The sequence below is a fragment of the Exiguobacterium sp. s145 genome, from assembly GCF_018618835.1.
Classification (GTDB): Bacteria; Bacillota; Bacilli; order Exiguobacteriales; family Exiguobacteriaceae; genus Exiguobacterium_A; species Exiguobacterium_A artemiae.
In genome coordinates, this window is record NZ_JACSMV010000012.1 from 40822 (window position 1) to 60542 (window position 19721).

Consider the following 19721-nt stretch of genomic DNA (forward strand, 5'->3'; position numbering starts at 1 on the left):
TGACGATATTCAAGTTAAGATTTCAGAGGAGGATATGCTTCAATGGCTAATGAAAAGATGTTTGATACGTTTACACTTCCAAACGGAGTGACCCTTAAAAACCGGATTATGATGGCGCCGATGACGAACTACGCGGCAGAAGAAAACGGTGAAGTTTCAGAAGCGGAGCTTGCCTATTACGCAGCACGTTCAGGTGGAGTCGGTACAGTCATCACAGCATGTGCTAACGTCACATCAGACGGTCAAGGATTCCCGAATGAGTTTGGCGCGGAGCGCGACGAATTGGTTCCGAGCCTGAAACGTCTCGCGACAACAATCCAAGATCAAGGCGCAAAAGCGATTCTGCAAATTTTCCACGCGGGTCGTATGGCACCACCGGAACTCGTCGGCGGACAAACCGTCAGCGCAAGTGCAGTAGCACCAGAACGTGAAGGCGCAATGACACCACGTGCACTGGAAGCAGCAGAAGTCGAAGCGATCATCGAAGCGTTCGGTCAAGCGACACGCCGGGCAATGGAAGCCGGATTTGATGGAGTGGAGATTCATGGTGCGAACACGTACTTAATTCAACAATTCGTTTCTCCGCATTCGAACCGTCGTGAGGACAAATGGGGCGGCAGTCTTGAAAAACGTCTTGCTTTCCCACTAGCCGTCGTCGATGCGGTTGAAGCCGTTGCAAAACAAGATCCTTCGTTCATCGTCGGTTACCGTTTCTCACCGGAAGAAGTTGAAAATCCGGGAATTACACTCGACGATACGATGCAACTCGTTGATGCACTTGCGAAAAAAGATCTCGACTACCTGCACGTTTCTGTGATGGACTTCTTTGCCGGATCAATTCGTGATCAAAACGAAACACGTTCGCCAATAAGCTTAGTTCAAGAGCGTGTCGGTCAACAGGTTCCAGTTATCGGTGTCGGTTCACTCCATACACCGGAAGAAGTCGAGCGTTCGCTTGAAGTCGTGCCACTCGTCGCCCTGGGCCGTGAGTTAATCATGGAACCGAAATGGGTCGAAAAAGTCGAAGCTGGTGAAACGGAATCGATCCGGACAGAACTCGATCCGTCGGCACAGGCGGAACTCGTCGTACCGGATGCACTATGGCAGGGAATCACGAGCCGTCCAGGCTGGTTCCCGATTAAACAAACAACGAAATAAGAAATACGAAAAGGAGCCACTCAGAATTTTGAGTGGCTCCTTTTTTAGCATCAGTAAGCGACTTCACCCATCCGAACGCCACAAAAACGGTGTAGTTCGACCGGATGTTCGATATTCGTCCGGTCAAACATATCCTGCAGTAATAAAGCACAGATGTAGGCATCTTCTTTCGCATCATGGTGCTTAAACGAAACATTTAAAAATTCCGCCATCGTATTTAACTTATGGTTCGGTAACCATGGATACAGCTTGCGTGACAGTTTAACCGTACAGCCATATTGAAACGCCGGCATTTGATATAAGTCATATTTTTGAACGGCTTTTTGGAGCGCTCCCATATCAAAAGCCGCATTATGGGCAATGACAAGTTCGGCCTTCTCGATTAACTTAAACAATCCGTGTGCTTCCATTGCTTCCGGTAAGGCCGGTGCATCCCAGACGTCACTCGGGCGAATGCCGTGGACACGGATGTTGCCGGCATCAAAATCTTCTTCCGGATTAATCAGAACCTGCTCGCTCGTCACGACGCGTCCTTCGGATAAAACAGACCAGCCGAAGGCACAGATGCTGCGGCTGTTTCGGTTCGCGGTTTCAAAATCAATCGCTAAGGTATAAGGTGGCATGTCATCTCTCCTTTTTAAACAGCATACCGTATTTTGATTTAGAATGCATGTTCGTCTTTTTATTTTAACCAAAAAGTCCGTCTGCCTTTAAGACAGAACGGACTTTTTGGTTATTTGGCTTGTGCCGCTTTTTCCTGTTCTTCCGGTGCTGCATACTCATCCGGCTTAAAGAGCATGATCCGGTCACGGTAGGCAAAGACAACTGCCGTTAAAACCGCCATCAAATCGGCGATCGGAAAGGCGAACCAAACTCCTTGTACGCCGAAGAACATCGGTAAGATCAGAACGAGCGGAATCGTATATAAGGTCTGCCGTGAGAGCGACAGGAACAGGGCGATCCGTGCCTTGGCGAGCGATTGATACATACCGTTGACAATCATCTGAATGCCATACACGAATGAAATGGCGAATAAAATCCGCATCGCAGTCGAACCTTCGTTAAGTAACGTCGCGTCTTCCGTAAACATCCCGACCCAAAAACGGGGAAACAGCTGAATCAACAGCCATAGGGTGATGGATGACGTCAAGCCGTAACGAATGGCCAGTTTGATGGCTTGTGACATCCGGTCAAACTGTTTCGATCCGAAATTATACCCGACAATCGGTTGCATGCCTTGGACGATGCCCATGATCGGCATTCCGACGAGTGCCATGAACTTATTGATGACGGCAAAGGTTGCGAGTTCTGTCGTACCACCGTAACGGACGAGCATATGATTGACGGTGATGAACAAAATCGACTGTGATACTTGCATGATAAAAGAAGAAGAGCCGATTTGTCCCATCCGGCCGACCAGTTTCGGATCAAACCGGAACGCTTCCCGGTCAAGGACTAGACTCGTCTTTTTTGATTTCGTAAAAAAGAATCGGAAAATCAGGACGGATCCGACGATTTGCGCAACAACTGTCCCGAGAGCGGCACCTTGAATGCCCCAGTCGAGTCCGAAAATAAACAGCGGAGTCAGGACGATGTTGATTGCGACCGTCGTCAGCATGACCCGCATTTGATAACTGGCCCGTCCTTCTGCCCGAAGCATGGCACTGGAAGCCATCGTCAACATGAAGAACGGGGAACCGAGTAACAGGACCCGGAGGAAATCAATGCTGTACGGCATGATTTCCGGCGTCGCACCGAACACTCGTAACAACGGTTCGACGAAGATGAAGGCCGTGATAATCGCAAGCATACTGACGACGAAGACGGTCATCAGGACATTCGCATAGGCTCTGCTGGCACCGGCCAGATTTTTTTGACCGAGCCGCTGAGAAGCAATGGCTGCACCGCCGATACCAACCGAATTCGAAATCGCCATCAAGACAAGCTGGACGGGAAAAGCGATACCGACAGCAGCGACGGCAACCGTTCCGATTCCCTGGGCGACAAAAATCGTGTCGACGATATTGTACAGGGCGGTCACGAGCATCCCGATCATCGCCGGGAGCGACAGGCCGATCAGGAGTTTATTGATGGGTGCTTCTCCCAAACGTGCCGTATTTTTATTCATCATCAGGAGAGCCTCCTTTTTTTCAAAACAGGGACATAGATTTTCATTCAGATTAGTCGCTTCCCCGGACGGATGCAAGTAATCGAATCAAGCAATGTGCAAAACGATTAAAAGACACTCCGGATATGAACGACGGAGTGTCTGTTTAAATGTCGCGACCGCTTAGGATGGCGTCGGAAGATATCCTTTTGAGTATTCAAATGCAATGAAGAGAATCGCACCGAGAGCCAGGTAAGCAAACAGCGTAATCGTCTGTTGTTTCTTTGGCATCTGATGGTATTCAACTGATTTTTCAGCCTCGAGTAACGGTTCAATCCGTTGGTCAAGTCGACGGATCAAAGCATCATAATCATTGGCCGAGTCATATTGATAGCGGAGCAACTCATCGGCAGCACTTTTTGCGTCTTCCGGACTGGCGCTCCGTAAATCCTGGAGGTCGTGCCGGAGTGACCAGGCAATCGGATCATAAGTGGAAACCGTTGTGTCGTCCGTTTCATCAATCATTTCGTCCGAACCGGTTTCTGTTGCGGTCGCGTGTTCCTGCTCGACTTTCGCCTGCAGAACACGGTTGCGGGCTGCCCGGTATAACATCAGAACCGATTTGTTGTTCTCATATTGTTTAGCGAACTGATATCGTTTCCAGACTGCACTTCCGCCAAGGAAAGCAATCAACAACAGAATAATGCTGAAATGGGTGATACCGTAGGCAATCAAGGCCGCGAGACCGGCGATCCAGACGACAATCGGCAGACCGGCTAAAATCCGTCCGCCGTCAAGCGGGCTGACCGGCAGCAGATTAAACAGGTTCAGCAAGGCACCCAAGTGGAAGATGACAAGCCAAAAATCGTTTCCGGTCACCGCATATCCGATTAAAAGCGGAATGAGGGAAAGTAATCCGGCAAACGGTCCACCGTAAGCCAAAATCGCTTCTTGTTTCGGTGTCCGGAATGTATCCTTGATTCCGATGACAGCTCCCATGAACGGCACAAAGATGGCCGGTCCTGTCTTGAAGCCTAGCCGTTTGGCGGCTGCGAGATGCCCCATTTCGTGAATGAACAACAGATACAATAAGCCGACGCCAAACCAGACGCCGAAAATTTGTGCGTAAAACAATAACGAAATTCCGAACGAGATTAACGTTCCGCCAAATTTAGAGAATTTTAAGAGAGCGAGCAGCACTTTACCTTTTGAGAGCAGAAATGCTCCGGCGACGGCTAAGCCTCCCCAACGTTTTTTAGCCATTGTTCATAACCTTCTTTCCTCATCTGACTCTTGTCTCTAGTGTACGCCAAAAGACGAGGGAAGGTTTCATTCCGAGTGTTCAGCGACAGGTGATGTAAAAACAGCTGCCGCCGTCCGGGCGGGCCTCACTGCCGACCGACAGCTGATGATGTTCCGCCAAAGCGGCCGCAATCGACAGACCCAGACCGCTGCCGGACCGGTCACGTGCTTCATCGAGCCGGTAAAACCGATCAAACAAACGAGCGCGCTGCGCGTCAGATAAGTGGGTGCCGCGGTCCAGGACCTCAAGCCGGTCCGGTCGGAGACGGATTTCCGGATCTTTAGCGTATTTGATCGCATTATCGATGAAAATCGTCAAAATCCGGACGAGTGCCTCGTGATTGGCCGTAACGGTACCGATCGCATCCACGGGAATCGTGATGGCATAGGCATGGTGCATCCGGTCCGCGACCTCGGCGCCGAGCTGTTTCAAATCGATGGTTTCTGTCGTTGTTTCGCCGTAGCCGAGCCGTGATAATTCGAGCATCGGTTCAATCAGTCCACTCCGCATCGTATGCGTTTCGTTCAGAATATTGCTGATGGATTCTTCAAGGACGTCAGGATTTGTTTTACCCCAGCGTTTCAGGAGCTTTGCATACCCTTCGATGACGGTCAGTGGTGTCTTCATCTCATGTGAAACATCGGCGACGAACTGCCGTTGCTGTTCCATTGTTTGATCGACACGGCCGATCATCCGGTTAAAGACTTTTCCGAGTTGTCCGATTTCATCATTTTGCTGTTCCGGAACAGTTTCAAGTGTGCCGGAGTCGGAAATCCGTTCCATCGTCTGACCGAGTTGACGGAGTGGACGCAACGTTTGATAGGCGATGAAAAAACTGCTGAGAAAGGCAATGATGACGGCGGCGATCAGGACGATCGAAAAGGCGAAAATCAGCGTCGAGACCGTATCATCCACCGTATCGTCTTCAAATAGATACGCCTGATCTTGATGGACGACGCCAAACCAGTCACCGGATTTGAACGGTTCGTCGCGGGTCGTCGGGATACCGGGAAGATCGCGTGCCCGGACATCACCGTTGACAGTAGCGGAATCATCCTCCTCTTCATCGTTCGCGATGACCCAGCGTCCGTCACTCCGCGACAGGACGACGGAATCTTCATGAAGTGTCAATAACGCCCGGGTCGTCGAATCATCCTCCATCAGTTCTTCCGCTTGTTCGAGTTGCGTGAAGCGGGATTCGATCAAATGATCACGGACGACATACGTGACGACTAAAAAAGACAACAGCAATAAAAGGGTCGTGAACAATGTGACGGATAAGGCGAGTTTCGTCCGCAACTTCATCCTTTCTCCTCCCTCAAAACATAACCGATTCCCCGAACCGTCTGGATAAGGGAAGGCTGATGGCGGTCCATTTTTTTGCGTAAATACCGGATGTAAACATCGACGATATTCGTTTCCCCGAAGTAATCATAACCCCAGACCCGATTGAGAATTTGCTCACGGGTCAAAACGTGCTCCTTGTTTTCCATCAGATAAGACAACAAATCAAATTCACGTGGCGTCAAATCGAGCGGAACATCACTTCGAAACGCTTCATGCCGGTCCAAATGGAGTAAGAGATCGGCGTAATGCAGTTGATTGGTTTCGACCGCTGTACGGATCGTCAAACGGAGTAACCCGCGGATCCGTGCCAACAGTTCTTCGATTTCAAACGGTTTCGTCACGTAATCATTGGCCCCGAGATCAAGTCCGGCAACCTTATCGTACACTTCTCCCCGTGCCGTCAACAGGATGACCGGAACCGGATTACCGTTTGCTCGGAGCCGGCGAAGCACCTCGAAGCCGCTGAGCTCCGGCATCATCACGTCGAGTAAGACGAGATCGATGTCAGTCTCAGCAGCTGCTAAGCCATCTTTACCGTTGAAGGCGACCTGCGTCGCGTATCCGGCATGGTTTAATTCCAGTTCGAGCAATCGGGCGATTTTCGAATCGTCCTCGACGATTAAGATGGTAGGTGTCATACATTGTCCTCCTTACGACTGTTCGTCGATTTCTGTCACTTGTCGTGAACCGTTCAATTCCAGTTCGACGGGTGAATCAATCTGCACATCATTATCCTGTTCCATGTTTTGTGCCCGTTCAAACGTCACATTTTTACCGTTTTGTTCAATGACGACTTGTGAGTCGGTCACACGAACCAATGAACCGCGGATATCTCGGTCATCCGTCGCATCGTCTTGACGGTCATCGCTTCGAGCGTCCTGGTCATCCGCATCTTCCCGGTCGAGTTCCCGGACGAGACCGTCCGCGTTCAATTCCAGTTTCACGCGGTCCCCGGCTTGCGCCTGTTCAAGTTCTGCCTGCTCGATGAAGCGGTACGTTTGATCGGAACCGTTTTGCGTCAAAACGATTTGTTCATTCGATAATTCTTTGACGACACCGTTCACTTCATTGCGGTCATCGGCGGAATCATTATCTCGACCATCTTGGTCGTTGCGGTCATCTTCGCGTTCGAGTTCCCGGACAAGACCGTCCTGATTGAGTTCGATTTTAATCCAGTCGCCGGCTTGTGCCTGTTCGATTTCAGCGGAGGAAGCGAACGAATAAGATTGATCCGATCCGTTGCGGGTAATCGTAACAGAATTGTCGGTTACTTCTTTTAACGTTCCTTCCATTTCCTGATCATCATCCTGGAATGAGCTTGGAAGCGACTGTTTGACGTTACTTGATATTTTTGTTGAAGCGGCTTCGACTTTTTGTTCCACTTGTTCTGACGTCGTAACCGTTGAATTGATAAGCGAATGTCCTGGACCGGTGAACAGCAAGAAGGCGCCTGCGCCTGTCAAAACGGTCCCTGTGATAGCAATCGAAGCGAGTCCTCGTTTTACAATGTTCTTTTTAGGTTTGTCCGTACGTTTTTCGTTTGTCATGATAATTCCTCCTCCGTAGTGGTAGCTGCTTTTCTTATTCTTAGAATAGCGCCCGTACGTGAGAGGAGACTGAGGATTAGATTAAAATTTGATGAGAAATTAAATCGATTTGATGAAGCGGGCCGGATTTCCTCCGACCACCGTATTCGGAGCAACATCTTTGACGACGACACTTCCGGCTGCGATGACAGCATTGTCACCGATCGTTACACCCGGTGCGATGACGGCACGTCCACCGATCCAGACGTTATCCCCGATGACGACCGGTTTTCCGAATTCGTAACCGCTGTTGCGTTCGACCGGATCGAGCGGATGCGTCGCCGTATAAATATGGACACCTGGAGCGAACATACAGTTGTCGCCGATCGTAATCGGACAAATGTCGAGCAGCACACAATCGTAATTGGCATAAAACCGTGCGCCGAATGTAATGTTGTAGCCGTAATCACATTTAAAAGACGGTTCGATGTAAAAATCGGTCTGCTCGATTTGGAACAGTTCCTGCAGGAGCGACTTTCGGGCAGGTAACTCGTTGATGCTGAGTTGATTAAATTGATGACAAAGCATCTGAGCCCGCTTTCGATCAGCGACCAGTTCCGCATCTCCGGCTAAATACAATTGACCTTGAATCATTTTTTCTTTTTCCGTCATGTGAATCATCTCCTGTCATATGTATACCTTCATTAGACTAAACCGGGCAGGGAGAAGCAACTCATAACCAAAAAAGCAGCTTTGATGTCGCCATCAAAGCTGCCTGGTTGAAAAAAAATGAATTAAGCGAGTTCGATTCCGCCTGTGACACCATAAATTTGAGCTGTTACATAACTGGCGTCATCCGAAGCGAGGAAGACATAGACGCTCGAGAGTTCGACCGGTTGACCGCTTCGTTTAAGCGGTGTTTCCTGTCCGAATTCTGGAATGTTTTCGCTTGGTTGTCCTCCTGAAATCTGAAGCGGTGTCCAGATTGGACCCGGTGCAACCGAGTTGACGCGGATGCCTTTTGGCGCGACTTGTTTCGCAAGTCCGCGTGTGAAACCATTGATGGCAAATTTTGTTGACGCGTAGTCAAGCAGGTTCGCACTTGGATTGTATCCTTGAACCGAAGTCGTCGTGATAATCGAAGCGCCTTCTTTTAACAGCGGAAGAGCCGCTTTGACAACCCAGAACAATGAAAAGACGTTGATTTCATATGTTTTGCGGAGTTGTTCCGTCGACAGGTCCATGATGTCCTCGACAGCTTGTTGTTTACCGGCGACGAGTGCCAAAATATCAATTCCGCCTAGTGAATCATGTGCTTTTTTGACGAGTTGTTGACAGAACGTTTCGTCACTGAGGTCACCGGCAAGTAAGTATGCCTTTTGTCCGGCTGCTTCGACGAGTGCTTTGACTTCTTCCGCGTCTTGCTGCTCTTCCGGAAGATAATTGAGGAACACATCGGCACCTTCACGGGCATAAGCGATGGCAGCGGCGCGACCGATTCCGGAATCGCCTCCTGTGATCAAAGCTTTTTTGCCTTTTAATTTACCGGATCCTTTGTAGCTTTCTTCACCACAATCGGGAACGGGTTCCATTTTTGCCTGGACAGCCGGCGCCTCCTGATATTGTTTCGGGAAGTCATCATTGAAATATTGTGTAAGTGGATTGTTAGACTGTGACATGAACTGATTCCTCCTGTGATAGTGGTTTCGTTTGCATAAGAAGTATGTTCCCTGTCACTTCACGTCTAAACGTCAATTGATTAACCGAGTGAAGTTTTTAGCAACTGTGGAAGGAGACCGGGCAAAGCAGCCGCAACAGATTATCGGAATTAATTAGATGAAAAATAAAAAAATCGGAATCCACGGATGTGGACTCCGCTTTGAAGAGAGAAGGGGAAGGTGATGTATTAAACGCGTTCCGATGTCAGATCATTCATGCCTTGTAAAGCTGCTTGGTTCAGCAGGTTCCATGGTTTGTTGTAATGCGGTTGGAAGAAGAAGTCGACAAACGCCAATTCTTCGAGCGTCATGTCGTTTTGAATGGCCACCGATAATGTATTCATGGCTTGTGTCAAATCAACTTTTGAGATGATTTGCGCTCCGACAAGACGGTGAGTCGTTGTTTCATAAACGAGTTTCAATTGGACATTTTCAGCTGTTGGCATAAACTCAGGACGATAGGCATCTTGAACCGTCGTGCTTGCTACTTCCAAACCGAAGAATGGCGCGGCATCTTCCGTCAGACCGGTTGACGCGATATTCAAGTCGTATAACCGCAGACCGGATGTTCCTTGCGTTCCTTGATAACGGATTGTCGGAGCAAGCAGGTTTTTCCCGACGAGTGTTCCCATACGGACGGCATTCGTTGCGAGCGGAATGTACGCGTGTGTCCGGGCCGGATTGTAGTAGACAGCACAGCTGTCGCCGGCGGCAAAAATGTTCGGATTACTTGTCCGCATATAGTCGTCGACGATGATGGCACCGTTCGGTAACATGTCGATTTGTCCTTTTAACAGTTCCGTGCTTGGTCGGAAACCGACACAGAGAATGACGAGATCCGTTTCAAACGTTCCTTTATCCGTGACGACTTGTGTGACGTTTCCGTCAACACCGGTAAAGCTTTGAACAGTCTGGTTCAATTCGAGATGAATACCGCGGTCCGTGAGTTCCTGTTCGATGATGTCGGTGAAGGAACGATCCAGGTATTTATTTAAAATCCGGTCGGCACTGTCGATGAACGTGACATCTTTACCGTAGGCTTCAAAGGCTTCGACCAGTTCAGCACCGATGTAGCCGGCACCGACGACTGTAATCCGCTCTGCATCTGTCGCTTTTTTAATGATTGTTTGGGCATGGTGATAGTTTTTACAGAGCTCGATTTGATTTAGTTCAATTCCCGGTAACATCGGGATGATCGGCCATGAACCCGTCGTCATGATCAATTTATCGTACGTATCATAAACGGTTTCACCCGTTACGAGGTTTTTGGCAACAATCGTTTGATTCGTGCTGTCGATTTCGAGAACATCATGTTTTAAGCGCATGTTTGCACCAAGCTCAGCCAGTTCATCCGGTGAAGAATAAAACAGCGACTCAGCATGCTCGACGACGCCACCGACGTGAAGCGCGATGCCGCAAGAGAGGAAAGAGACGTTATCGTTTCGTTCGTAAACGGTGATATCCAATTGCTCGTGCTGTGAAGTTAATTCTTTAACTGCTGCTGTTCCTGCGTGTGTACAACCGATGACTGCTACTTTCATGAGTAAAGTCCCCTTTTTGTTTTGTTTGTGATAAAAATCACATTCATTTGATATCCTTAGTGTATTACTTCACAAAGTCGTTTTCAAGTACTTTGTTCACTATTGAGCATAGATTTGTCTAAAATGTGAAATGGTGAACAAAAGACAAGTCTCCTGTATCGTTTATGTTAAAAACGTGTAAAACTGTTTCAGTTTCTGAAGTTCGGGTTATAATAAGAAAGACAAAACGTGAAAGGGTGGAAACCGATGGATACCGAGAGGACCGATCATCTATTCAGCTTACCTGATTTTTAGCAGCGCCAATCTTCATTGAACAGGAAGGTAATGGCTTGAAAAAAATCAGGGAGAGCGAAAATAGATGAATACCCAAACGGGACAATTACATCCTCTCCCATGGAAGATACGGGAGAGGACAACACATGAAACGAATTATGACCATCTTGGCCGGAACGCTGCTTATGGCGTTCGGCTACTATACCTTGAATGAACAGTTTGGTTTGGCGGAAGGCGGATTTATCGGCTTATCGTTGCTCGGACGCTACTTTTTTGACATCAATCCATCGATTTCGATGATTGTGCTCGATATTCCGTTTTTTATCGGAGCACTCTATTTTAAAGGCAAACGCTTTGTCGGTGAAGCATTGATCTCAGCCGGCGCGTTGTCGCTATTTTATGAAATGTGGTACCGGTTGGATCTGTTTCATTTTCCGGAGCAGGCTTGGCCGGCAACCTTGATTGCAGCAATCGCAAGCGGGATCGTGACCGGATACGGTCTCGGACTTGTCTTAAAAAGCGGTGCTGCAACAGGCGGCGACGATCTGTTGTCGATGGGACTCAGTAAGCTGACCGGCTTATCAATCGGGACGATTTTATTTGGTCTTGACGCTATCGTCCTTCTGATTTCACTCGTCTACTTGCCGTTGAGCTTAACATTGTATACCTTACTTGCCGTCGCGATTGCAGGACGTGTCGTCTCGGTCATGACACGTGAACCGGTGACTGCACCGGCTGCTGCGGTAGCTGAACTGAAATGAAATGAACAAAATCTCTTCTGATATCAGAAGGGATTTTGTTTTACGATAAAGTAGAGTAAGAGGCAGAAGAAGGGAGAGTAATCAATGATCAGACAAGCAACGGAAAAGGATGCGGAACAAATCGCACCGTTAATTGAACAGGCGATTCATGAAATTGCGGAGACGTTGACCGGAACACAGGAGAAGGAATTGATTTTGGAGAGGCTCGCGTGGTTTGTCACGCAAACGGGAAATCGGTTAAGCTACGAAAACATTCTCGTTAAGGAACTGGACGGACGTGTCGTCGGTATTGTCATCACCTATGCAGGATTTGACGCGGCACGGTTGGATGAGCCGATCAAACGTCAGCTTCGCGAGTGGACAGGACGGGATGTGCAGATTGACCAGGAAACGGAAGGGGATGTCTATTATCTCGACACCTTATCCGTTGATGCAGCGTACGGGGGAAAAGGGATCGGATCCGAACTGTTACAGGCGGCAGCAGATGAAGGAGAGCGGCGTGGTTTACGGGCCTTTACGTTAAATGCCGACCAGACAAATGCTGGTGCACAACGTTTATACCGACGTCTTGGGTTCGTCCCGGTCAAGACGATTGAAATCAGCGGCGGACAATTTGACTATATGGAAAGACCGTATTCAACTTGAATGACGAAGGAAGTACTTGGAATTCGTTTGAAGAATCGTTGATACGCAGACAAGACTTCGCTTTCCGCGGGCGAAACGTGAGCCTGCGCGACTTACGGGTCTCACCTGTTCCGCTTTTCCCGCAGGAGACTTCGTCTTGTCTGCTTCTCAACGATGGTGTCTTTTAAAGCAGTATGATTTTAAATAGAATATCTTAAAACAGATGAAGATTCTTTGACCGTGACTCCTACGGGAAAAGTGCGTTTTAGCGCACGTCAGAGTCAAGCAAGACCCGGCTCCTTGACCACAAGTCAAGAAGTCGCGGCTTGCGACTCGCCCGAGGAAAGCACGGAAAAAAAGAATCTTTTATCTGTGGCTATTTTTAATTAAATGAAGTTTTATACAACCTTGCCTCTGCATCCTCCGGTTCAAATCGAGGATCACTCGCAAAACGGAAAACTTCATTCGCTTCAATCGACACATCGGCCGCCCGTAACCGATCGAGCAGTCGGCCGGTCAGGTAAACCTCTTTTGATTTCGGCTCTGCCCGCCACTTGCTGACGGAGCCGATCGGAACGATAGTGGCGGCAGGTCGTTTCATTAAAAATTGCCGGTCTTCTTCATCCGTAAAGACCGTTGCTGACGCCGGTAAATCAGTGACGGCTTTTGCCAGCTGAAGTGTTGCCGGCTCAGTATGGGCTTGTCGATACAAAGCCATACTACCGATTATAAGCTGAAGACATAAAAACGGAACAAGCCAACGGACTGACAGTCGGCGGACGAGCAGAATGACGAGCAGCAGGATAAGCGGTAATGTATGCCGCGGCTTATCGATGTTTTGTGCGAACCAGACCCACAGGAAATAACCGGTTCCGGTCACGGACCACCAAAGTGGAAGCGGACGGATCCGCTGAGCGCACAAGAATAAAACAGAAGCGAGACCGAGCCATGTCGCCAATCCGAATCCGTGCCAGAAGATTTGTTTCAGTGTTAACCCAAGCCGTTCGAGCAGCGAGGCATCATCCGTTTGTGCTGTACCGCCCCAATCTGAAAAGTGTCCCGTCACGAAACTGAGCGATAACTGGGCGAAGGACGCCGGTCCGCCGACGGAGAATGCCACCGGTAACAACCAGGCGAGTTGAGCCAGCAACAATACGGCGATTTCTGACACCCATTGCCACGGATCGCGCCGGACCTGCCAGAGTAAAAACAATAGAATGATGCCGAACGGTGCATAGGACAGCCTGGTTGCCATTAACAGTCCGAACAGGAGGTACGGCAAAAGGCGGAAACGATTGTACCGGGCCTGTTCGACACTCCACATGAACCAGCAGAGGACACCAAGCGCGAGACCATCCGACATACCGGTCGCAGCCAAGGTAACGAGCGAAGCCGTCGAGACGACCGTAAACGCACCGAGCAACCGGACGGTATCAAAAGAATACCGTTTGAATACGAGATAAAGCGGTATTACACCGCTTGCGAGTCCGAGTGTCGAGACCATGCCGAGTGCCCGGCCCGGATCGAGACCGAGCCGGGCCAGACCGGTCGCAAGCAAAATGAAAAACGGATATCCGGGGAAGTGCGGTTGCAGATTGGCTAAATCATATTGTCCGACAGCAAGCGTGAAGTTCGCGATATCGTAACTTGCGACATAAGGGCTGACGAATGCGAGACGGATGCCGATAAAGCCGAGCATCAGCAAGCAAACGATGAAAAAAAGCGATCGTCCACGTCGTTGTGGATGACCGCTCTGAACCGTCAAGAAACCTCCTTCAGTTTCTTGGCGGTTTTTGACGTCCGATTTTGACGCGTCAGCATGAAACCGGCGAAAGCAAAGTATCCCCACCAGGCGATGACTTGTTCCAGGGATGGATTGTGGCTGTAGCCGAACATCGCGCCCATGAACGTCCCGATTTGTCCGCTGATCAAGGTCGTATTGCCCGTGTCCCGCAAATACTGGACTTGATCGATGTAGTGTTCCGGCATGAAAGCGACGATATTGTAAAGCGCAGCCGGTGTTCCGTCCGCATTCGTCAACAGACTGCCGAGCAAACCGAGATCCTGGAACCGGCCGATCGTTTGCACAAGCATTCCGGCCGCGATGAACAAAATCAAGACGCCGGTCACTTGGAAAAAGCGTTTGACGGGAATCTTCATCGTCCCGGAAACGAACAGGTAACCGAAAATCAAGGCGAGCAGAAGACCGGAGACAGCACCGTAGCTCGTTAGGACTTTTTCAATTTCACCGCCGGAGATCGCGGCGAAAAAGAACACCGTTTCAATCCCTTCCCGGACGATGACGAGGAAGGAATGGACGATCATCGTGATCGCACTGCCGGTCGAAACAGCGGCCGCGACCTTCGCCTGGGAGACCTGTTGATTTTCTTTCGCTTCCTTGCCCATCCACAGGACCATGTGCGTCAAGAGGAAGACGGAGATAATCATGATGCCGAGACGCAGATACGTATCGCTGCCGAAGCTTGCGAAACTCGTAAAGACGACCTGGAACAAGAAGGCGACACCCAGGCTCGCGAGTAATGCCAAACCGACGCCGGCATAAACCCATTTTTTATATTGTGGTGCATTCAGTCGATCGAGATAACCGAGAATCAAGCCGACGATCAGGACGGCTTCAAGACATTCGCGAAGGGTGATTAAAAACGCCTGAAAATCCATATGTCTTCCTCCTTATTGAGCGCGTCGTTTCTTACGCTGACCGATGATGACGATGACGATTAAGATGATGACCAGACTGATGGCGACCGTTTTCCAAATATCGTCCGTTCCGAAGGACTGACCGAATATCGAGTCTTCTTCATCGAAGACACCGGTCTTTTCCTCGCCGGGTAAAACGAATAACGGGGTGATCGTATCTTCAATCTGTTTGATGTTTTGATCAAATGCTTCACGGTCGCTGGCTTTCTTCCCGACGCCGAACAATCCGGGATTCCCGAGAGCGGCAAGCGATTCATCAAATGCAGTATACAAGGAATCGCTCGTCTTTGCATCCTCACTTTCCTTGACGTAAGGAGCGAGGACGTCATATGTGCCGCGTGCTTTTGCGAGCAGCAGCTTGGCCTGACCGAAATCATCGAATTGTTCCTGTGCGAAATGCAGACGACGTTCGATATTTTGACGTAACGCCACGCGATAGGCCTGTTTGGCAGCATCTGTATCTTGATCTGCTAAAGCAGCATCGATTTTTTCTTTAGCTTCCGGGAAGTAGAGGGTGAACTCTTTATCATAGGCATCAATCGTTTCCCGGGCCAGTTTGTAATCCTTTTGATCGAGTTGTTCTTCAAACTGTTTATAAGCTTCCGCAAACGCCTCTTTTCCCGGATCCCCGTAACTGTACGCGGATGCCGCCAGCGGTGCGGTCAGCAGGAAGAGGAAGGCGATGATGGTCAATACAAGTGGTTTTCTCATCCAAGGTGCTCCTTTCGTTCAAAACGTTCTTCAGCGGATAAGCGGCTGATGGGACGACGCCATTCCCGGTAAATCGCAGGCAGGACGCGCTGGACATAATTCAAACGGATAAAGGACTTGCCGGCTTCCCGCACGCGGTAACGGATCGGCACTTCGTGCAGCCGGAATCCCTTCCGGACAAGATTCAAGGTCAGGACTTGGGCATAGTTATAATCGTGGATGATCTCCACATGTTTACAGGCGGCACGGGAGAAGGCCCGCATTCCGCTTTGACCGTCGTGAATCCGTTGTTTCAGCAACAGACACTGCAACCACGTAAAAACATGATTTCCAATATAGCGGTACAAACGCATTCCGTCAACGGTGCCTAAGAAACGGGAACCGAAGACATAATCCGCTTCATCTGCAAGAATCGGCCGGACGATATCTGGAATCTGATCGGCCGGATACTCATTGTCCGCATCAATCATGACGGCCACCGTTGCTCCGTGTTCGTAAGATCGGAGCAGTCCTTCGCGGACAGCGGCACCGAGCCCATGATTTTCAGAGAAGCGATAGACATGTGCGCCGTGGCGTTTTGCAATGTCCGAAGTCGCATCGGTCGATCCGTCATCAATGACAATCGTCTCGACGGGAAGTCCGTCAATTTCAGCCGGAATCCGTTTTAAGACGAGTGGTAAGGATACTTCTTCGTTATGGGCCGGCAGAAAAACGACGACTTTTTTCATGACGATTCCTCCTTAAACGCTTCAGTCAATAAGACACCCCGGCTGTCCTGCGGAATTGCAGCCCCGAGCTGCTTCGCAACGGTTGGTCCGAGTGACAGAATATGACGGTGTGTGTCGACTTTCCGTCCGGCATGGATCTGTTTCCCGTACATCCAGAACGGGACGAACCGTTCGCCTTCATCGAGATGTCCGTGACCGCCGATGCCGTCGGCCTGACCGTGATCGGCCATGACGATCAGTGTCGCATCATCGAGTTTCCCGAGGCGATCAAGCTCATCACAAAATTCAGCCAGCAAAGCGTCCGCCTCTTCGATTTTTTGAACATATTCGGAGTAGAGCGTCCCGCGGCTGTGACCGGTCTGATCGGTTCCGATCAGCTGAATCGCCAGTAAGTCAGGATCCTCGTCCTGGACGATTTGTTTGGCCCGGTCGATGATGTTCCGATCGGCGACATCATTGTGCATGACCGCCGTCACGGTATGAACATCTTTTGCACCGAAGGCGTCGACAAGATGGGCGATCCCGAGAATCTTGCCGGTTTTGCCGACATCACGCAACCGGTCGAAAATGGTGTCTGTTTTAACACCGGTCGTGTTCCAGACCATGTTCGAATGGATGCCGTGTTCTTCCGGACGTGCACCTGTGAACATCGAGCTGAAGCAGACGACCGTTCGGGCCGGATACACCGTCTCCATGTTTGTGTACTCTGTTCCTTCTTGGCGCAATCGCTCAAGGAAAGGAGTATTTGCCGCCATATAACGGTCTTTCCGCATGCCATCGACAATCAGGACGTAGACTTTTCTGGACGTCGGAATCGGTGCGTCGACGGTCTGTTCCGTTGGCAGTTTTGGTTTCCAGTCAAACAGGTAATGATGTAGGATCCAGGCGAACAGGAGCAGTCCGAGCGGGAACCAGAGATAAGACCAGTCGAGTGTCTGCTCGATGGAAGCCGTTTGCCAGTAGGCGAGCAACAGTCCGACTTTCGGCAGTTGTTCCTGCGCATTTCCACTCGTCGAGTCACTGTTCTTCAGCACAAGTTTCCAAAAACGCGTGAAGTTAAGCCAGTCCGTTCCGATTCGGAGATGGTAATAAATCGTCCCCCAAAAAAAGATGGTAAAGAAGAAGTACAGTCCGGCTCCGTAAGCGAACAACGGTAACAGGCGGGAATCGGTTCCTTCTATAAAGAACCAGACAATCAACGGAAGCCACAGATAGTTACGCAAAAACAGCGGAAAGTCGAATTTCCAATATAAAACGAACAGCGGCACGGTCATCAGGAACCCGAACCAGGCACCGCTGAACGAGCTTTGAGTCAAGACGAGATAACTCAGAAAAACGCCGGCGGTAAAAATCGGTGTGAAGGGTTTGCCTTCATTCAATAAGTTCCACATCCGTGCGGCGATTTTCTCAAAACGGGAAGCACTTTTCATGATGGTCATCCTTTCGTGTTGTGCTTCTTGAACTGGGTGAACAGTAAGTGAACGATTGCAAAGTGCCGGAGGAGCACATAAACCGGCGCTAAGAAGGCAAAAGCGTATTTAAAGAGATGTGTCATCAAGGCGAGTTCATACGGGTTCGGAACACCTGAAAGTTGCAGGACCGTTCCCATGGCGAGTTCGTACGTTCCGAGCCCGCCCGGTGTGAACTGGGCGATGCCGGATAAGACCCCGGCACTCATCGCGATTAGAATGACCGGGAAAGTGACCGGCACGTCTGCCCCGAGAAAGAGACAGGTGACAGCTCCGGCCTCAAACAGCCAGGCCAGCAGGCCATATCCGATCAAGACCGGTATCGTCCGGATGAACCGACGGACGAGCAGTAGCAGAACGAGACCTGCTCCGAACGCCAAAGCGGCGACCCATACGGTTTGACCTAATAATAACCCCGCTGTCACGAAAAGACCGAGGATGGATAGGTCGATCCCGCGCTGGGCGACTAAGATGGCAGTCGTCCGTTTAAGCGGACTGCCGATCGCGCGGGCTGTCAACAAGCGGACCGCTTCACCGAGTTTGACCGGAGACAGGTGGTTAACAGCCAGTCCGATATACAGACTCGTCAGATAGACGGCGGTCGGAGCCGTCTTTTCATCGGCCGTCCGCCAAGCGACGGCCCGGATATAAAAAGCCAGGGCATAGCTGACCGTTGCGACGAAGGTCCAATACGAAGTCGTCAATGTTTTGACATACTGATAGGCAGTCGGCAGTTCCAAGCCAAAACGCAGAATTAAAAAAAGAGTTGCCAACGTCAAGAAGACGCTCGCAACTCCACGGATCACCGACGTTCGAGATGCCATGTGATCATCCGTTCGATTCCATCAGCGAGCGTAAAGGAAGGAACGTAACCAAACGTCTGCCGGGCCGCCTCGGTATTACTCCAAGTCATCGAGACATCGCCTGTCCGTGCCGGTGCCGAAATGACCGGGACGTTAAACCGTTCACCGAGTAACATGGCGATATCGCGAACCGATTCCGGACGATTGGCACCGAGATTGAAGAGGCCGGTCGCGTTGGCGTCAAGCGCCTGTTCCATGCCCCGGGTGATGTCATCGATATAGGTGAAGTCACGGACCGGATCGCCGAAAACGGTAATCGCTTGACCGTCCAGTGCTTGTTCAATGAAGCGGAACAACGCCATATCCGGACGACCGGACGGACCATATACCGTGAAAAATCGGAAGATCGTCATATTCAGGTCATACAGATTTTGATAGGTCCGGCAAAACGTTTCCGCACTGTACTTAGCTGCTGCATAAGGACTCATCACATTTCCTGTCGCTTGATGTTCAAGCAAGGCGCCGGTCTGTTCACCGTAAACGGAAGAGGAGGAAGCAAAAAAGACATGCGGAATACCGTGGGTTCGGGCTGTTTCGAGGACAGTCACCGTCATCGCGATGTCATCTTCGATGTAGCGATGGGGTTCAGTTAAAGAACCCGGGACACCCGGCAATGCTGCTAAATGAAACAGGGCGGCAAACGAGTGGTTGGCACACCACGTTGCCAAATCTTCGTGGACGTTGCCGTCAAAGACGTCAATTCCGTTAGCCTGTAACTGTTTTGCCCTTGTCAGCTTCAATTCGACATCATAATAGTCGGTAAACGCATCGATGACATGGACGGTGTGACCGCTTGCTTGAAGCCGTAGTGCAAGCGCCGCCCCGATAAAGCCGGCTCCTCCTGTAATTCCGATTTGCATAGCGCATTCCTCCG

Annotated in this window: 19 protein-coding genes; 3 read left to right on the forward strand and 16 right to left on the reverse strand. The window is 50.1% G+C overall.

Translation table 11 applies throughout. The features are described 5' to 3' along the window. The first annotated feature begins 42 nt into the window (after positions 1–42). The gene (locus KNQ07_RS10265) at positions 43–1158 is read left to right on the forward strand and encodes an NADH-dependent flavin oxidoreductase (RefSeq protein WP_214766481.1); all 1116 of its coding nucleotides are present in this window, start codon (positions 43–45) and stop codon (positions 1156–1158) included. Between the two features lie 50 nt (positions 1159–1208). On the opposite strand, the gene KNQ07_RS10270 is transcribed toward KNQ07_RS10265, so the two are convergent. The 9 genes from KNQ07_RS10270 to KNQ07_RS10310 all read right to left on the reverse strand — a co-directional run bounded on the left by KNQ07_RS10270 (position 1209) and on the right by KNQ07_RS10310 (position 10700). Next, positions 1209–1781: a 3'-5' exonuclease gene (locus KNQ07_RS10270; protein ID WP_214766483.1), complete on the reverse strand. Its 573-nt coding sequence runs from the start codon at positions 1779–1781 to the stop codon at positions 1209–1211. Between the two features lie 110 nt (positions 1782–1891). Then, positions 1892–3289 (reverse strand): MATE family efflux transporter, encoded by a 1398-nt coding sequence (locus KNQ07_RS10275; protein ID WP_214766484.1) that lies wholly within the window; start codon positions 3287–3289, stop codon positions 1892–1894. Between the two features lie 159 nt (positions 3290–3448). Then, the gene (locus KNQ07_RS10280) at positions 3449–4528 is read right to left on the reverse strand and encodes a site-2 protease family protein (protein WP_214766486.1); all 1080 of its coding nucleotides are present in this window, start codon (positions 4526–4528) and stop codon (positions 3449–3451) included. Between the two features lie 79 nt (positions 4529–4607). Then, positions 4608–5873: a sensor histidine kinase gene (locus KNQ07_RS10285; RefSeq protein ID WP_214766488.1), complete on the reverse strand. Its 1266-nt coding sequence runs from the start codon at positions 5871–5873 to the stop codon at positions 4608–4610. Further along, positions 5870–6553, reverse strand: coding sequence for a response regulator transcription factor (locus tag KNQ07_RS10290; protein WP_214766490.1), 684 nt, complete (start codon positions 6551–6553; stop codon positions 5870–5872). Before KNQ07_RS10290 ends, KNQ07_RS10285 begins: the two co-directional genes overlap by 4 nt. A gap of 12 nt (positions 6554–6565) precedes the next feature. Continuing rightward, on the reverse strand, positions 6566–7462 hold the full coding sequence (locus tag KNQ07_RS10295) for a hypothetical protein (RefSeq protein ID WP_214766492.1): 897 nt from the start codon (positions 7460–7462) through the stop codon (positions 6566–6568). Positions 7463–7561: 99 nt separating this feature from the next. Next, a complete protein-coding gene (locus KNQ07_RS10300; RefSeq protein ID WP_214766494.1) occupies positions 7562–8113 on the reverse strand; it encodes a maltose acetyltransferase domain-containing protein in 552 nt (183 codons plus the stop codon). Positions 8114–8235: 122 nt separating this feature from the next. Next, the gene (locus KNQ07_RS10305; RefSeq protein WP_012371702.1) at positions 8236–9120 is read right to left on the reverse strand and encodes an SDR family oxidoreductase; all 885 of its coding nucleotides are present in this window, start codon (positions 9118–9120) and stop codon (positions 8236–8238) included. 227 nt (positions 9121–9347) lie between these two features. Then, positions 9348–10700, reverse strand: a complete 1353-nt coding sequence (locus KNQ07_RS10310; RefSeq protein WP_214766496.1) for an FAD-dependent oxidoreductase — start codon at positions 10698–10700, stop codon at positions 9348–9350. 419 nt (positions 10701–11119) lie between these two features. Between KNQ07_RS10310 and KNQ07_RS10315 the strand changes: the two genes are divergently transcribed. After that, complete coding sequence (locus KNQ07_RS10315; protein ID WP_214766498.1) at positions 11120–11734, forward strand: YitT family protein; 615 nt, start codon at positions 11120–11122, stop codon at positions 11732–11734. Positions 11735–11818: 84 nt separating this feature from the next. After that, positions 11819–12379, forward strand: coding sequence for a GNAT family N-acetyltransferase (locus KNQ07_RS10320; RefSeq protein WP_214766500.1), 561 nt, complete (start codon positions 11819–11821; stop codon positions 12377–12379). Positions 12380–12740: 361 nt separating this feature from the next. On the opposite strand, the gene KNQ07_RS10325 is transcribed toward KNQ07_RS10320, so the two are convergent. Genes KNQ07_RS10325 through KNQ07_RS10355 form a run of 7 tightly spaced genes read right to left on the reverse strand, consistent with a single transcriptional unit; the run spans position 12741 to position 19707 of the window. Continuing rightward, positions 12741–14123 (reverse strand): hypothetical protein, encoded by a 1383-nt coding sequence (locus KNQ07_RS10325; protein WP_214766502.1) that lies wholly within the window; start codon positions 14121–14123, stop codon positions 12741–12743. Further along, positions 14120–15037, reverse strand: coding sequence for an FTR1 family iron permease (locus tag KNQ07_RS10330; RefSeq protein ID WP_214766504.1), 918 nt, complete (start codon positions 15035–15037; stop codon positions 14120–14122). Before KNQ07_RS10330 ends, KNQ07_RS10325 begins: the two co-directional genes overlap by 4 nt. A 12-nt stretch (positions 15038–15049) precedes the next feature. Then, positions 15050–15787 carry a hypothetical protein gene (locus KNQ07_RS10335; RefSeq protein WP_214766505.1) on the reverse strand — a complete coding sequence of 246 codons (738 nt, stop codon included), beginning with the start codon at positions 15785–15787 and terminating at the stop codon, positions 15050–15052. Continuing rightward, a complete protein-coding gene (locus KNQ07_RS10340; RefSeq protein ID WP_214766507.1) occupies positions 15784–16515 on the reverse strand; it encodes a glycosyltransferase family 2 protein in 732 nt (243 codons plus the stop codon). Before KNQ07_RS10340 ends, KNQ07_RS10335 begins: the two co-directional genes overlap by 4 nt. Continuing rightward, positions 16512–17945 carry an alkaline phosphatase family protein gene (locus tag KNQ07_RS10345; RefSeq protein ID WP_214766509.1) on the reverse strand — a complete coding sequence of 478 codons (1434 nt, stop codon included), beginning with the start codon at positions 17943–17945 and terminating at the stop codon, positions 16512–16514. Before KNQ07_RS10345 ends, KNQ07_RS10340 begins: the two co-directional genes overlap by 4 nt. 5 nt (positions 17946–17950) lie before the next feature. Continuing rightward, on the reverse strand, positions 17951–18808 hold the full coding sequence (locus KNQ07_RS10350; RefSeq protein WP_214766511.1) for a lysylphosphatidylglycerol synthase domain-containing protein: 858 nt from the start codon (positions 18806–18808) through the stop codon (positions 17951–17953). Further along, entirely contained in the window at positions 18787–19707 is a 921-nt protein-coding gene (locus KNQ07_RS10355) for an NAD-dependent epimerase/dehydratase family protein (protein WP_214766513.1), read from the reverse strand. The genes KNQ07_RS10350 and KNQ07_RS10355 overlap by 22 nt, the downstream gene beginning before the upstream one ends. Positions 19708–19721 lie beyond the last annotated feature (14 nt).